General features: G+C 67.6%; 15 protein-coding genes. 8 read left to right on the top strand and 7 right to left on the bottom strand.

Annotated features, from left to right (window positions below):
• Positions 1 to 13: 13 nt before the first annotated feature.
• Entirely contained in the window at positions 14 to 940 is a 927-nt protein-coding gene (locus tag J5474_RS09350) for a tyrosine recombinase XerC (RefSeq protein WP_209360639.1), read from the bottom strand.
• 153 nt (positions 941 to 1,093) lie between these two features.
• Positions 1,094 to 1,801: a DUF484 family protein gene (locus J5474_RS09345; protein WP_209360638.1), complete on the bottom strand. Its 708-nt coding sequence runs from the start codon at positions 1,799 to 1,801 to the stop codon at positions 1,094 to 1,096.
• A gap of 221 nt (positions 1,802 to 2,022) precedes the next feature.
• Here J5474_RS09345 and J5474_RS09340 point away from each other — a divergent pair, with 221 nt between their 5' ends.
• Positions 2,023 to 2,340 (top strand): antibiotic biosynthesis monooxygenase family protein, encoded by a 318-nt coding sequence (locus J5474_RS09340; protein WP_209360637.1) that lies wholly within the window; start codon positions 2,023 to 2,025, stop codon positions 2,338 to 2,340.
• Between the two features lies 1 nt (position 2,341).
• Here the strand turns inward: J5474_RS09340 and J5474_RS09335 are convergent, their stop codons facing one another.
• Positions 2,342 to 2,788: a GAF domain-containing protein gene (locus tag J5474_RS09335; protein ID WP_209360636.1), complete on the bottom strand. Its 447-nt coding sequence runs from the start codon at positions 2,786 to 2,788 to the stop codon at positions 2,342 to 2,344.
• A 165-nt stretch (positions 2,789 to 2,953) separates the two neighbouring features.
• A complete protein-coding gene (locus J5474_RS09330; RefSeq protein ID WP_209360635.1) occupies positions 2,954 to 3,643 on the bottom strand; it encodes a response regulator transcription factor in 690 nt (229 codons plus the stop codon).
• Positions 3,644 to 3,907: 264 nt separating this feature from the next.
• Between J5474_RS09330 and J5474_RS09325 the strand changes: the two genes are divergently transcribed.
• From J5474_RS09325 to cydX, 7 genes are all read left to right on the top strand, one after another.
• Positions 3,908 to 4,321 (top strand): universal stress protein, encoded by a 414-nt coding sequence (locus tag J5474_RS09325; RefSeq protein WP_209360634.1) that lies wholly within the window; start codon positions 3,908 to 3,910, stop codon positions 4,319 to 4,321.
• A 31-nt stretch (positions 4,322 to 4,352) separates the two neighbouring features.
• Complete coding sequence (locus J5474_RS09320; protein WP_209360633.1) at positions 4,353 to 4,904, top strand: hemerythrin domain-containing protein; 552 nt, start codon at positions 4,353 to 4,355, stop codon at positions 4,902 to 4,904.
• Positions 4,905 to 5,047: 143 nt separating this feature from the next.
• Positions 5,048 to 6,616: an ABC transporter ATP-binding protein/permease gene (locus J5474_RS09315; RefSeq protein WP_209360632.1), complete on the top strand. Its 1,569-nt coding sequence runs from the start codon at positions 5,048 to 5,050 to the stop codon at positions 6,614 to 6,616.
• Entirely contained in the window at positions 6,613 to 8,292 is a 1,680-nt protein-coding gene (locus J5474_RS09310) for an amino acid ABC transporter ATP-binding/permease protein (protein WP_209360631.1), read from the top strand. The genes J5474_RS09315 and J5474_RS09310 overlap by 4 nt, the downstream gene beginning before the upstream one ends.
• 111 nt (positions 8,293 to 8,403) lie before the next feature.
• A complete protein-coding gene (locus J5474_RS09305) occupies positions 8,404 to 10,023 on the top strand; it encodes a cytochrome ubiquinol oxidase subunit I (RefSeq protein ID WP_209360630.1) in 1,620 nt (539 codons plus the stop codon).
• A 6-nt stretch (positions 10,024 to 10,029) separates the two neighbouring features.
• Positions 10,030 to 11,187: a cytochrome d ubiquinol oxidase subunit II gene (gene cydB, locus J5474_RS09300; RefSeq protein ID WP_209360629.1), complete on the top strand. Its 1,158-nt coding sequence runs from the start codon at positions 10,030 to 10,032 to the stop codon at positions 11,185 to 11,187.
• Between the two features lie 15 nt (positions 11,188 to 11,202).
• Positions 11,203 to 11,334: a cytochrome bd-I oxidase subunit CydX gene (cydX, locus tag J5474_RS09295; RefSeq protein ID WP_209360628.1), complete on the top strand. Its 132-nt coding sequence runs from the start codon at positions 11,203 to 11,205 to the stop codon at positions 11,332 to 11,334.
• A gap of 53 nt (positions 11,335 to 11,387) precedes the next feature.
• On the opposite strand, the gene J5474_RS09290 is transcribed toward cydX, so the two are convergent.
• The 3 genes from J5474_RS09290 to J5474_RS09280 are packed head-to-tail and all read right to left on the bottom strand — an operon-like array spanning position 11,388 to position 15,164.
• Positions 11,388 to 12,902, bottom strand: coding sequence for an aldehyde dehydrogenase (NADP(+)) (locus J5474_RS09290; RefSeq protein ID WP_209360627.1), 1,515 nt, complete (start codon positions 12,900 to 12,902; stop codon positions 11,388 to 11,390).
• 28 nt (positions 12,903 to 12,930) lie between these two features.
• On the bottom strand, positions 12,931 to 14,454 hold the full coding sequence (locus tag J5474_RS09285) for a UxaA family hydrolase (RefSeq protein WP_245216361.1): 1,524 nt from the start codon (positions 14,452 to 14,454) through the stop codon (positions 12,931 to 12,933).
• Positions 14,454 to 15,164 (bottom strand): ribonuclease activity regulator RraA, encoded by a 711-nt coding sequence (locus tag J5474_RS09280; RefSeq protein ID WP_209360625.1) that lies wholly within the window; start codon positions 15,162 to 15,164, stop codon positions 14,454 to 14,456. The genes J5474_RS09285 and J5474_RS09280 overlap by 1 nt, the downstream gene beginning before the upstream one ends.
• Positions 15,165 to 15,199: the final 35 nt, after the last annotated feature.

Genomic DNA, 15,199 nt, shown 5'->3' with positions numbered 1-15,199 from the left:
CATCGCTTGGGCGTCACCCGGCCTTCGGGTGGCAGGCCTCGTAGACCTGCATCAGGTGGACCTGATCGACGGCCGTATAGGCCTGCGTGGTCGACAGCGACGCATGGCCCAGCAGTTCCTGGATCGCGCGCAGGTCGCCGCCCGCCTGCAAAAGATGCGTGGCAAAGCTGTGGCGCATGGCATGGGGCGTCGCCGAGGACGGCAGGCCCAGCTGCATCCGCGCGCGTTCGGTCACCTTGGCGATGTGGCGTGCGTTCAAGGGGCCGCCACGCGCGCCGCGAAACACCGCCGCCTCCGGCTCCATCGGGTAGGGGCACAGCGTCAGGTAGCTTTCCACCGCGCGGCGCGCCACCGGCAGCACAGGCACCAGCCGCTCCTTCTTGCCCTTGCCAAGGATGCGCAGGCTCTCGCCCAGCGGCAGGTCGCGCCCCTTGAGAGACAGCGCCTCCGAGATCCGCAGCCCGCAGCCGTACAGAAGCGTTGCCACGGCGGCATCCCGCGCGCCCTGCCAGCTGTCGCGGGTCTGCAACTCGACCGTGTCGATCATCGCCTTGGCCGCGTCCTGTGTCAGGGGGCGGGGCAGTTTCTTCTGGAATTTGGGCGCGCGGATGGTCAGCACGGCGGTGGGTTCGAACCCCTCGCGTTCCGACAGCCAGCGGTAGAAGGTCTTGACCGCCGACAGCTTGCGCGCCACCGACCGCGCCGCGATGTCGTGCCGCTTGAGATGCGCCAGCCAGGCCCGCATGTCGGAGGTCGTCACCCGCGCCAGCGGCGCAAGCCCCTGCGGTTCGGCATGGTGCACGGTGAGGAAGGTGATGAAATCCAGAACGTCGGCGCGATAGGCGGAAACGGTGTTCTCCGATCCGTCCTTCAGCGCGCGGATATGGTCGAGCCATGTGGCGAGCGCGTGCCGCGCGGCCTGCGAGATTTCCAGCGTCATCGGTCCTGCCTTTCCGGGCGCATCGCCCGCAGTCGTCCCCCGGAAGTCAAAGGCGGGCTGGCAGCGCCCGTTTTCCCCGAATTGAGAGCTGTGGGCGTCACGCCCCCCGCGGAGGACTGCGCTTGCCCACCCGCCGAAGACGCGGGGACGTCTTCAGCTCAGCCACCGCCGCATGCCGCGTTCAAAGACACCGGCGAAGAAGGCCAGAAGATCAGTGCCCTGCTGCGGCGAAAACTGGTGCGGATCCTCGGACCCCATCACCAGCAGGCCGGGCAGGCGGCCGGGTCCAAAGTCGAGCTTCAGGCAGGCCTCCGACCGGATCCATTCGGCACGGGTGCCATAGACGCGGCCATCGCCGTGGCTGACCTGCCGCAGGGTGACGGGCCGGATCGGCGCCTCTCGGTCGCCCGCGATAAAGCCCTCGACGAAGCCCGGCTCGGCCACCGAAAGCACCTCGCCGAGGCGACGGATGACCGGTTCGCTGTCGTTCTGCTGGCTTTCCAGCACCAGCTTGATGACGTCAACGCGCAGGATCTGCGCCACCTCGCCGCCAAGGTCCTTCAGGAAGGGTTCGAACTCCAGCGGGTCGAGCATCCGCAGGATGGCGCGGTGAATCTGGTTGGTCCCAGCGAGGTTTTCATAGGCTGCCGCGATCACGCTGCGGTGGGTATCCTCCAGCCGGTCGAGCCGCGCCTCCAGGCGTTCCATGGCGATGCCGCGCAGATCGACGATATTGCCGCCCATGGCGCGTTCGTTGGCGGCGATGAGCGCGTGCATCAGGTCCTTGTCGTCCAGGATCATGTCCGGTTGCGAGATGATCGTTTCGCGGAGGGCCTCCTCGATTCGGGCGCTGCTGGTCATGTGCTGTCCTGTATCGGGACCGCCCCGGGGTGGATCGGGGACGGTCGGTCGCTGCTCGGGCACGTGTTGCGTGCCGCCTGTTCGTTTGTTGCAGATTTTGTGGGCCAAACGGGGGGCGACTGTCAAGAATAACCGGCCCGCGCGGGGGCATTTGCGCCCCTCCACGGCACGCTTTGGACACGGGCCGTTCCGTGGCAGGATGACCGCAGGGAGGACGAGACATGCTCGACATTACCAACGCCAGCGGGGTGCAGACCGTGCTGACCACCTTCGAGACCAGCCCCGGCACCTGTCAGGACCTGCTGGACGAATTGCAGGCGGCCTACGCGGGCTTCATCTCCAAACAGGCGGGGTTCATCGCGGCGGGGCTGCATGTGAACGACGCCCAGACGCGCATCGCCAATTACTCGCAATGGCACCGGCGGGAGGATTTTCTTGCCATGCTGCGGTCAGAGGAGATGCGCGCCGTGAACCGGCGGCTGAATGCGCTCTGCCGCAGCTTCGAGCCGGTGCTCTACGAGGTGGCGGCGGTCTACTAGGTCACGAAGCTTCGTTATGGATGGCTTCGACCCGCTGATCGAGTTCCGGCAAGTGCAAAGTGATCGCTGCGGTGATGGTCTCGGACAGCAGGTAGCGATGTTCGGGTTGCCAAGGCCTGGGCGTCAAGGCGAGGGCGCACATGCAATAGGCCGGGAAGCGGGGTCCGAAGGGGACGCCCAGGTAGGCACCGATCACCAGTTCAACGATGGCCTCGGACCCGACCAGCAGCGGGTGGCTATGGGTGTTCTCGATGCTGAGCGGAAACCGCATGCCGATGGCGTGCTGGCATATGGAATGCGTCAGAGGCATGTGAACCGCGTAGGTGGCGGGCAAAGGCAGTCCGGCCTGTGCGATTACGTATTGCCGGTCGGCAGTCACCTCCGTGATGAGCAGGCGGTCGGCCGACAGGCGCTGTCGGGTGGCGTCAAGCAGATCAGGCAGAGCCATGGAAAGCATCGCGCGGGCCAGACCGCGATCTCCTCTGGGGGGGACACAGCGCATGGGGTGGGTGAGCCACCATCGCACATAATGGTTGAGAAATCGTTAACGCTGTTACACCCGACGGCTGCGCCGCCAAGCCGCGCGGTGCTGACGGGGGTGCCGACTTTGTGATCACGCAGCAACGGCCGCGGCGACATCGGCGGCGGTGAAACGGAAACCCGACCCGCGCACCGTCTCGATGTCGACCGCGCCTGAGGAGGCCTGCAGGCAGGCCCGCAGGTTGCAGATATAGACGTCGAAGACACGGGCGTCGGGTTCGTTCTCCAGGCCATAGATATGCGACAGCAGTTCCGCCCGCGTCACCAACTGGCCGGGTCGCAGGGTGAGGTATTCCAGCAATTCATACAGCTTCGGGGACAGCTTCAGCGGGCAGCCGGACAGATGGGCCTTGCGCGTCAGCAGGTCGACCTTCAGCGGGCCGTACAGGATCTGCGGCACGGATAGCCCAAGACAACGGCGCGCGACGGCCTGCAGTGTGACGACGGCCTCTTCGGGCGGGCGGGTGGCATCCAGCACGCAGTCGGCGCCCGCCTCCAGCCAGTGTGCGATGTGTTCGGGCTGCGGCCTGTCCGACACCAGCGCGATCGGCATCTCGGTTGAAATGCGGCGCAGGGTGGCCAGCGACATGCCGCGCGGCCCCACCTGATCGGCGGCCAGTACCAGCAGGTCGGCCTCTCCGTGGCGCATGAAATGTTCGATATCCTCCGGCCGGTCGGTCCGCGTCATCAGCGTGCCATTGGCGGCCAGATCGGCGGCAAGGGTCATCATGGTCCAGTTGGTCTCGGCAATCAGGTAACGCATCTTGTCCTCACGGTCTTGCGGGAGCGTGGGCCCGCCACGGGATGGCCCGGACGGGGCCACGCACATGGCGGTCAGCTCGGCCCGGGGAGGTCTCCTGACGACCGGGCACGGGAGGGGTGCGTTCTGTCACCTGTGTTAATGGGGTACGTGTGGAATAAGAGCGAAATGTGACGACGCGACGGCGCGTGGACGGCATGACCTGTGTCAAGGTGGGGTCAAACGGGGTGAATTATCCTGCTTTTGGATAGGATTGGAGATAAAGCCATGTACAGCAACATTCTCGTGCCTCTTGCCATGGACGAAGGCAGCGAGGCGCGGATCGCCGCGGTCGTCGACGTGGCGCGCCACCTGGCAGAGCCGGGCGCCCGGATCACCCTGCTGCACGTGATGGAGCAGGTGCCGGCCTATGTCGACAGCTATCTGCCGCACGATTACATCGATGCCCTGCGCGAGGCGCTGGCGAAACGCATATCGGATCTGGCGGCGACGGTTCCGGGCGCGTGCGGCGTGGTGGTCACCGGCCATTCGGGGCGGACGATCCTCGATTACGCGTCGGAGCACGGCATCGACCTGGTGGTGATGGCCTCTCACCAGCCGGGGATGCAGGACCTGTTGATCGGCTCCACCGCCGGGCATGTTGTGCGCCACGCGCGATGCTCTGTGCACGTGCTGCGTTGACTTTGCCCCCCTGCGGCATCACCTCAGCCGCATGGACAAGCTCTACGATCTGAAGACCCGCGACGGTCTGCCCGAAAATCTGAGGGTTCTCATGGACGCCTTCCCGAGGGAGGCATGGGAGCCGCATCCGAACTTTGCCGGGCTGGTGGCCTTCTGGCTGGAACGTCACCAGATGTTCCGCCAGCTTTGCGAGGTCATGGGCACCGATGCGGAGGCCGTCGTCGATGGCACCATGGACCCGCAGAAGATGAAGGGGCGGCTGTCGCGCTACGGCTCCATGCTGCTGCAGAACCTGCACGGGCATCACCAGATCGAGGATATGCATTACTTTCCGGCATTGCGCCCAAAGGACCCGCGGCTGGACCGGGGCTTCGACATCCTTGACCGCGATCACCACGCCATGGACGGGCTGCTGAACCGCTTTTCGGAGGGTGCCAACGGTGTGTTGCAGGACCGCGTGGAGGCCGGGGTGTTCCGCGAGGAACTGGCGGGTTTCGAGGCGCTCCTGCGGCGGCACCTCGCCGACGAAGAAGAGTTGATCGTGCCGGTTATCCTGAAATTCGGCCCCGAAGGGCTGCACTGACGGGCCGCAATGGGCGCGGGGGCCGGGGGCGGAAGGCCCCGCCCGATGCCGCGTTCGCGCGCACTGGGACGGTTTGGCGCGGCCAATCGGGGTTTTCCTGTCCCTCAAATGTGCCTTAGCGTGCCGCAGGTGAGGGTGCGCGCATGACAGTTCGGCAAAGATACGACCGCGGGGCGGTCCTGACGCTGGCGGCGTCGCTGGTCTGGCCCTTGCAGGCATGGCTGGTGGCCCGGGCGCTGGGCGGCCTGCTGGCGGGATTTCCAACGGACGGCTCCGCCGGGCTGGTCTGGTCGGTCGCCGGGTTCGTCGCCCTCGGCACGCTGCGTGCCGCGCTCGATGCCCTCGCCCAGCGCGCGCTGGCGGATCGTGCGGCGGCGCGGATCGCGGAGTTGCGCGCCGAATTGCTGGCGGGAGAACACGCCACGACAGAGGCGTCCACATTGGGCGGACCGGGCGCTCTGGCGGCGCTCATGGCGGAAAAGATCGACGCCCTGCGGCCCTACCTCCTGCGCTACCGCCCTGCACGGCTGCGCGCCATGGTGGTGCCCCTGGTGATCCTTGTGCTTGCGTTCTGGCATTCATGGGCCGTGGGCGCGGTGCTGCTGCTGGCGGGGCCGCTGATCCCGGTCTTCATGGCGCTGGTGGGCATGGCGGCGCGCGATGCCTCCGCCCGCCAGATGGCAGAAATCGGGACGCTTTCGGACCTGCTGGTTGACCGGCTTGCCGCGCTGTCGGACCTGCGGCTGATCGGGGCCGGGGACGCGGTCGTGGACGGCTTCGCAGACGCATCGGAGCGGCTGCGGGAGCGCACCATGGCGGTCCTGCGCATCGCGTTTCTGTCCTCGACGATACTCGAACTGTTTGCCGCGCTGGGCGTGGCCATGGTGGCGGTCTGGACGGGGTTCGCCCTGCTGGGGCTGGTCGAGTGGGGCGGCGCGGTGACGCCGGTCACGGGGATCTGGCTGCTGCTGCTGGCACCGGAATTCTTCCAGCCCTTGCGTGATGTCGCTGCGGCCTGGCACGACAAGGCGGCGGCCGAAGCGGTGCAGGCGGAGCTGGCCCGATGGCGGGCCCAGGTGCGCGCGCCGGTGCTGCGCGGCGCCGACCCCGCCCCCGATGGCGCGCTGGTGCTGCGGGGGGTGGTGGCGCGCGGGGTGCGCCTGCCGGATCTGGAGATCGCGCCGGGCGAACGCATCGCCCTGATGGGGCCAAGCGGCGTGGGCAAGACGACGCTTCTGCGGGTGCTGGCGGGGCTGGACCGCGGCGAGGGCAGCGTGACGCTGGATGGCACGCCGCTGGAGCGTGTCGTCGACGACTGGCGCGCGCACCTTGGCTGGATGCCGCAGGCGCCGCAGTTCCTTGGCCGCTCGCTGCGCTACAACGTGGGTTTCGGGGCGGCGGTGCCGGACCGGACCCTGCAACGGTCGGCGTTGACCGATGTGGTCGCGACCCTGCCACGCGGTGCGCTGACCGGCCTCGGCGAGCGTGGCGCGGGGCTTTCGGGCGGAGAGGCGCGTCGCGTCATGCTGGCGCGGGCGTTGAATGGCGCGCCCAGGGTGCTGTTGGCCGACGAGCCCACCGCCGACCTCGATGCCGAGACCGCGCAGGCGGTGGCCGAGGGGCTTCTGTCCCACCCCGGCACGCTGGTGGTGGCAACGCATGACCCCAGGCTGGCCCAAAGGATGGATCGCGTGATCCGGCTGGGCGCATGAGGGCGCTGCTGGGTATCGTCGCGCTGGTGCTGCGGACCGAACACCGGGCGCTGCTGCGCGGTTTTGCATTGGCGGTCACGGTGCTTGCCATGGGGGCGGCCCTGTTGGGCCTGTCGGGCTGGTTCATCGTGGCGGCGGCGGCCTCCGGCCTCGCCGGCACCGGCGCGCTGTTCAACGTTTTCGGACCGTCTTCGATGGTGCGTTTCCTCGCGCTGGGGCGAACGGCGGCGCGCTACGGCGAACGGCTCCTGACCCACGATGCCACGCTGCGCGCGTTGTCGGGCCTGCGCGTGCGCCTGCTGCGGGGGTTCCTCGCCCAGCCTTGGCGCGTGTTGGAGCGGCTGCGCGCCAACGCCGTGCTGAACCGGGTGACGGCGGACGTGGACGCGCTGGACGGCGTGCTCCTGCGGCTGGTCATACCGGCTGTGGCGGGCGGTCTGGTGCTGCTGGGCGCGGGCGCGCTGCTGGCCTGGCTGGTGCACCCCTGGGTCGGGCTGTGGGTGTCGGGCGGCTGGCTGCTGGCGCCCACGGCGGCCTTTGCGCTTGGTCAGCGCCGGGCGCGGGCGCCTGCGCGGCGGGTCGAGGCGGCAGGGCAGGCGATGCGCGCCCGTATGGTCGACCTGATCGCGGCGCGCGAGGACCTGCTGACTTACGGCCAGCTCGACAGGCAAACGGCAAGCGTCGCGCAGGCCACCGCGCGCGAGGCTGACGCCCGCCGCGCGCTGGAGCGCGTGGAACGGCGGGCGGGCTTCGCGCTCGACCTGATCGGTACGGTTGTCGTGGGCGGGGCGCTGGCCATCGGCGGGGGTCTGGCGCAGCGGGGCGACGTCACCCCGGCACAGGCGGCGCTGGGCGTGCTGGCGGCGCTCGCGCTGGCCGAGGCGACCACGCCGGTGCGCCGCGCGCTGGCCGAGGTGGGGCGCATGGCGCAGGCGGCCCGCCGCATCGTGCCCGCGCTCGACCCGGCCTTCGACACGGCCCGGTCCCCGACACAGGACCCGACACAGGACCCGATACAGCCCCCCCCGCCCAAAGCCCCCCTGCGGCTGGACGCCGTGACCACGGGCCGCTTTGCCCCGGTGACGCTGGAGGTCCGCGCGGGCGAGACCGTCGCCCTCACCGGCCCCAGCGGGCGGGGCAAATCCACCGTGCTGCTGATGGCCGCCGGGGTGCTGGCCCCGGCGCAGGGGCGCGTCACGCTGGGCGGCCAGACCCCGGCCACCGAAGCCGACTGGCGCCGCGCGGTCGTCATGGTGCCGCAACGCCACGCGCTGATCGCCGGAACGCTGCGCGAAAACCTCGCCCTTGCCGGCGCGGAGGCGGAAGACGATGCCCGGCGCGCCGCGCTGGAGGCCGTGCAGCTGACCGAGGTCGTCAAGGCGAAGGGCGGACTCGATGCGACTCTGGGGTTCCGGGGCGCGGGCCTGTCGGGCGGCGAATCGCGGCGTCTCGCGCTGGCCCGTGCGATCCTAACCCGCCCCCGCGTGCTGCTTCTGGATGAACCCACCGAGGGGCTGGATCACGAAACTGCCGCAAAAGTGATGACAGGGCTGCGCAATGCCCTACCTGAAACCGCGATGCTGGTGGCCGCACACCGTTCCGAGGATCGCAAGGGGGCCACCTGCGTCATCGCGTTGCAGGGACTGCCCGTCGCAGTTCGCAAAACCGATATCTGAGTTAAAGCATTCGCCGGTGCGCCCCCCGCGACGCATCAGGAACTTGAAATACGACTCCTCCCGCCGCTGTGATCCCGGACAGCGCACGGGAACATCCAGGGGACAGGTACCATGGAAATCGGCCTCGTAGAGCTGTCGCGCCTGCAATTCGCGATGACGGCCCTGTATCATTTTCTCTTCGTGCCGCTGACGCTGGGCCTTTCGGTCCTCGTGGCGATCATGGAAACGGTCTACGTAATGACCAATCGCCCGATCTGGCGGCAGATGACCAAATTCTGGGGCACGCTGTTCGGCATCAACTTTGTGCTCGGCGTCGCCACAGGCATCACCATGGAATTCCAGTTCGGCATGAACTGGTCCTATTATTCGCATTACGTCGGTGACGTCTTCGGCGCGCCGCTGGCCATGGAAGGGCTGATGGCCTTCTTCATGGAGGCGACATTCGTCGGGCTCTTCTTCTTCGGCTGGGACAAGCTGTCGAAGGTCGGGCACCTCGTCGTCGCCTGGCTGGTGGCGATCGGGTCGAACTTCTCGGCGCTGTGGATCCTCATCGCCAACGGCTGGATGGTCAACCCGGTGGGGGCGGAGTTCAACCCCGAAACCATGCGCATGGAAATGACCTCCTTCTTCGAGGTGATCTTCAACGAAGCGGCGCAGGCGAAATTCGTGCACACCGTGTCGGCGGGCTACGTGACGGCGGCGCTCTTCGTGCTGGGTGTGTCGTCGTGGTACCTGCTGAAGGGGCGGCATATCGACCTCGCGCGGCGGTCGATCGCGGTGGCTTCGGCCTTTGGTCTCGCCTCCGCGCTGTCGGTCGTGGTGCTGGGGGACGAAAGCGGCTACTCCGCCTCGCAAACCCAGAAGATGAAGCTCGCCTCCATCGAGGCCATGTGGGAAACCGAGCCGGCACCCGCCGCATTCACCCTGATCGGCATCCCCGATCAGGAGGCGCGCGAAACCCATTATGCCATCCACATTCCCTACGTCATGGGCCTGATCGGCACCCGGTCCCTGAACGAGGAAATCCCCGGCATCGCCCAGCTGGTGGAGGAAAACGTCGACCGCATCCGCCGGGGCATCATCGCCTACGACGCGCTGATGCAGGTGCGCGAGGCGCGCACGAATGGCGAAGAGATCCCGTCGGAATCGCGCTTCGTGTTCCAGCAGAACTCTGTCGATCTTGGTTATGCTTTCCTTCTGAAACGCTATGTGGACGACCCGCGCGAGGCCACGGAGGAACAGATCCAGATGGCCGCCGACGATACGGTGCCGCGCGTGTTTCCGCTGTTCTATGCCTTCCGCATCATGGTGGCGCTTGGCTTCACCTTCATCCTGCTGACCGGGTATTTCTTCTGGCGGACCTCCTTCCGGCACATGAGCTATCCGCGCTGGGCGCTGTGGACGGCGGTGGTCTGGATTCCGATGCCGTGGATCGCTGCGGAACTGGGCTGGTTCGTGGCCGAATTCGGCCGCCAGCCATGGACCGTGGACGGGATGCTGCCGACGGCGCTTTCGGCCTCGCACCTGTCGGTCAGCGACCTGTTGCTGACGCTGGCGGGCTTCACGCTGTTCTACACCGTGCTCTTTGTCATCGAGATGAGCCTGATGGTGAAATACATCCGCAAGGGGCCCTATCAGGACGTGGACGAAACAGACGCCTGGCAGCAACGCCACCGGGCGCGCCTGTCCACGCGCCGCAACCAGAGCCCTATCGCGGAACCGGCGGAGTAAAGAGCCATGATCCTGCACGATTTTCTGTCCTTCGAAGCGCTGCGCCTGATCTGGTGGGGCCTGATGGGGATGCTTTTCATCGGCTTCGCGCTGACCGATGGCTTTGACATGGGGGTGGGCGCGCTGCTGCCCTTCGTGGCCAAGACCGATACGGAGCGGCGTCTGGTCATCCACTCCATCGCGCCGGTGTGGGAGGGCAACCAGGTCTGGTTCATCCTCGGCGGTGGCGCGATCTTCGCCGCATGGCCACCGCTTTATGCGGTGTCGTTCTCCGGCTTCTACCTTGCCATGTTCATGATCCTCGCGGCGCTGATCCTGCGCCCCGTGGCGATCAAGTACCGCTCCAAACGCGCCGACCCGGTGTGGCGCGAACGCTGGGACAAGGCGCTGTTCGTCGGCAGCGCCGCGCCTGCGCTGCTGTTCGGCGTGGCGGTGGGCAACGTGCTGCTTGGCGTGCCCTTCCGCCTGACGCCGGACCTCATGTCGATCTACGAGGGCGGCACGCTGATGAAGCTGCTGAAACTGCTGCGCCCCTTCGCGCTGCTGACGGGGGTGGTCTCTGTCTCCATGCTGGTGATGCACGGGGCGGCGTGGCTGTCGATCAAGACCGACGGCCCGGTGAAGGACCGTGCCCGCCGCATCGGCACGCTGGCGGGGCTGGTCGCCGCCGGGGGCTACGCGCTGGGGGGGCTGGTGCTGGCGGGCTTTGTCGATGGCTATGCCTACACCGGCGCGGTGGCGCATGACGGCCCGTCCAACCCGCTCTACAACGAGGTCGTGCGCCAGGGCAGCTGGCTCTCGGCCTATGCGGAACGCCCGTGGATCATCGTGGCGCCGGTGATGGGCTTCCTCGGCATCGCCGGGGCGATCATGGGCCTGCGGGCGGGGCGCGAACTGACGACATTCCTGTGCTCGAAGGTCGCCGTGACCGGCATCATCGCCTCTGTGGGGCTGACCATGTTCCCCTTCATCCTGCCCTCGAACGTCGATCCGAACTCATCGCTGACCGTGTGGGACGCATCGTCCTCGCATCTGACGCTGTTCGTGATGCTGGTGGGCATGGCGATCTTCATGCCGCTGATCCTCATGTACACCGCCTGGGTCTACAAGGTGCTCTGGGGCAAGGTGTCCGAACACGACGTCAACGAACACGCCGAATACTGAAACGGAGCTGTACACATGTGGTATTTCGCCTGGATTCTCGGACTGCCGCTGGCGGCGGCCTTTGCCGTCCTGAACGCCATGTGGCTGGAACTGCGCGAAGATGCGCGGCTGGCCGAAGACGCCGACCGTGAGGCTGGCCTGAAATGAGCGAAAGGCCCCGGGGATCGCCCGGGGCCTTTCCTTTTCAATCGGTCAGTCGCTTAGGCCAGATCGCCCGGCAGCAGCGCGTCGGGCAGGTTCTGGAAACACACCGGCCGCAGGAAGCGGCGGATCGCCAGCGTACCCACGGAGGTCGCGCCAAAGTTCGTCGAGGCCGGGTACGGCCCGCCGTGCACCATGGCGTCGGACACTTCGACCCCGGTGGGGAAACCGTTCGCCAGCACGCGGCCGGCCTTGCGCTCCAGCACGGGCATCAGGCGCTGGCCCACGGCGATGTCGCCATCGTCCAGATGCAGCGTGCAGGTCAGCTGCCCTTCAAAGCCCTTCGCCAGTTCCACCATCTCGTCGGGGCCGGAGACGCGCACGATCAGACCCAGCGGGCCAAAGACCTCCTCGCCCAGTGCGTGATCCTGCAGGTAGTCGTCCGCGTCGGTCTCGTAGAGGTTCGGCAAGGCGTTGCGGCCCTCGCTTTCGGTGGTCAGCACCGGACGAACCACGTTGCGCCCGTCAAAGCGCTTCTTGCCGTCCTTGTAGGCCGACGCGATACCGTCGGTCAGCATGCACTGGGTTGCCACGCCGCGCAGCGCGTCGGCGGCGGCCTGCACGAGCGCGTCGCCCTCGGCGCCTTTCTGGACCACGGCGATGCCGGGGTTGGTGCAGAACTGGCCCGCGCCCATGGTAAGGGAGGCCGCCCAGCCCTTGCCGATCTCCGCGCCGCGAGCCTTTGTCGCCTCCGGCAGGACGAACATCGGGTTGACCGATCCCAGCTCGCCAAAGAACGGGATGGGTTCGGGGCGTTGCGCACACAGATCATACAACGCGCGGCCACCGCCCAGCGAGCCGGTAAAGCCGACGGCCTTGATCAGCGGGTGCTGCACCAGCGCCTGGCCCACGTCACGCTTGCCGCCCTGGATCAGGCTGAAGGTGCCCGCCGGCATGCCGGTCTTCCGGATCGCGGCGTGGATCGCCTCGGCGACGATCTCGCCGGTGCCGGGGTGGGCGGAATGCCCCTTTACGACCACCGGGCAACCCGCGGCCAGCGCGGACGCGGTGTCGCCCCCGGCGGTGGAGAACGCCAGCGGGAAGTTCGACGCGCCGAAGACGGCGACCGGGCCGATCGGGCGCTGCACCATCTTCATGTCGGGGCGCGGCAGCGGCTGGCGGTCAGGCAGCGCCTCGTCGTGGCGGCGGTCCAGGTACTCGCCCTTCAGGATGTGCGTGGCGAACAGCCGCAGCTGGCCGGTGGTGCGGCCGCGCTCGCCCTGCAGGCGCGCCTCGGGCAGGCCGGTTTCCTCCGTGCCGATCTGGGTGATGGCATCGGCGCGGGCCTCGATCTCGTCCGCGATGGCGTTCAGGAATTCCGCGCGCTGCTCGCGGGTGGTGTAGCCGTAGCTCCAGAAGGCGTCCTCGGCCGCTGCGCAGGCCTTGTTCACCAGATCGGGCGTGCCAACGCTGAACGCATGGGCCTCGCCCGTGGCGGGCTCCGACATGAAGCTCTGCTCGCCGGCGATCCACTCGCCTGCGATCAGGTGTTTGCCGTGGGGTTTGAAGGTCATGAGGTCTCCGATCCTTTTTTGCGCGGCCTCAACCGGTCACGCCGATGGGCCATGGGGCGAATTCTTCGGCACCGACACCGGCGACCTCGCTCTTCGTCCGCTCCCCCGAAGCCGTGGCGAGGATGTGGCGAAAGATTTCCTCGCCCATCCCGTCCAGCGTCGCGGTCCCGTCGATGATCGTGCCGCAGTCGATGTCCATGTCTGCGCCCATGTTTTGGTATACCATCGAGTTGGATGCAAGTTTGATCGTCGGCGCGGGGTAAGAGCCAAAGCAGGATCCCCGCCCGGTGGTGAAGGCAATCAGCGTTGCACCGCCAGCGATCTGCCCTGTCGCGGCAACCGGGTCGTAGCCGGGGGTATCCATCAGAACGAGGCCCTTTTCGGTCACCGGCTCGGCGTATTTGTATACGGCCTGTATGCCGGTCGATCCGCCTTTCTTCGCGCCGCCCAGAGCCTTCTCGATCACGTTGGCCAGCCCGCCCTGCTGGTTGCCGGGACCCACGATGCCCTGCATCTGCACGTCGCGGCCGTCCGTGTGGTCGAGCCACCAGTTGATGCGTTCGATGAACTTGCGCGCGGTCGCTTCGTCCCTGGCCCGTGCGGTCAAAGTGTGTTCGATTCCATAGAGTTCCGGGAACTCCGACAGGATCGCCGTGCCGCCGTGGCGGGTCAGCGTATCCACCGCGCGCCCCAGTGCGGGGTTGGCGGAAAGGCCGGAAAATCCGTCCGACCCGCCGCATTGCAGGCCGACGGTGATGTGTTCCGCGGATTGCGGCGTTCGGGCGGTGCGGTTCGCCTCTGGCAACATCTCGCGGATCAGGCGGCGGCCTTCCTCGATGGCGGCGGCGGTGCCGCCAACGCTTTGCATACGGATCGTATGCAGCATCGTGCCGGCCTCCAGCGCGGTATCGGCAAAAAACCGGTCAAGATTGTTGCGCTCGCACCCGAGCGACACCACCAGCGCCCCGGCGATATTGGGGTGGCGGATATAACCGGCCAGGGTGCGGTGCAGCAGGTCCATCGCCTCGCCCGTGGCCTCCATCCCGCAGCCCTGCTGGTGGATGAAGGGGATCACGCCGTCGACGTTCCCGTAGTCGGAGCGGTCCTCGAACCCGGCGGCGATCCGCCGCGCCACCGTGGCGGCGCAGTTCACCGTGATGAAGACGCCCAGCATGTTGCGCGTGCCAACCCGCCCGTCGGGCCGGGCATATCCCATGAAGCGGGCGCGCTGTCCGGATGGCAGGAGGTCGGGCGCCCGGTAGTCCTGCCCGATGCGCCAGTCCTTCTGGACCGCGTCCATCAGCACGTTATGGGCGTGCATCCACGTCCCCGCCGGGCAATCCGCCCCGGCAAAGCCGATCACGGTGGCGTATTTCAGCACCGGATCGCCGCGCGCGATGGGGCACAGGGCGATCTTGTGCCCCGCGGGGATCGGCTGGAGCGCGGTGACCTCGCCGATCCTCTCGCGTGCCGCGATGTCGCGGCGGGCGACGGCCACGTTGTCAGCCGGGTCGAGGTGGATCACCGGGCCGGAAGGCCGGGTGTCTGGCATCAGCGGCCGCGCTCCTTGCGCCATGCCTCGAAGGCGTCGCGGTTTTCCTGCCTGGTGCAGGGGTAGAGGCCGATGATGCTGGCGCCGTTCTGCACCTGCTCCAGCGCGAAGTCCTCGTAGGCGGTCATGGCGCTGGCCTCCGCCGCGATCTCATCGGCCAGATGCGCGGGAATGACGATCACGGAATCGTCATCGCCCACGATGATGTCGCCGGGAAACACCGGCGCGTCGCCGCAGCCGATGGGCACGTCTATGTCGATGGCCTCGTTGGTGGTCAGGTTCGTGGGCGTCGCCGGTCGCTGGTGGTAGGCGGGCATGTCGAGCTTCGCGATGTTCATCGCGTCACGAAAACCGCCGTCCGTCACCACGCCCGCCGCGCCGCGCATCATCAGGCGGGTGATGAGGATGTCGCCGGCGCTTGCCGCGATGGCCGACTTGCGGCTGTCGATCACCATGACGTGGCCCTCGGGGCAGGTCTCGATGGCGACACGCTGCGGGTGGTCCGGGTTGAGGAAGACCTCGATGCCGTTACGGTCCTCGCGGGCGGGCATGTAGCGCAGGGTGAAGGCGGGGCCGACCATGGTCCGGCCCTTCTGGCTCAGGGGGTGGACGTTCTGAATGATCTGGTTCCTCAGGCCCCGCTTGTAAAGCGCCGTGGCGATGGTGGCGCAGGAAACCTGTTCGAGCTTGGCTTTGGTGTCGGGATTCATCGGATCCTCCGGGAGTGTCGGGGCTGGGAAGAGAG

It is taken from the genome of Sagittula salina (assembly GCF_017813235.1).
Classification (GTDB): domain Bacteria; phylum Pseudomonadota; class Alphaproteobacteria; order Rhodobacterales; family Rhodobacteraceae; genus Sagittula; species Sagittula salina.
This window is presented reverse-complemented; position numbering and strand designations above follow the sequence as displayed.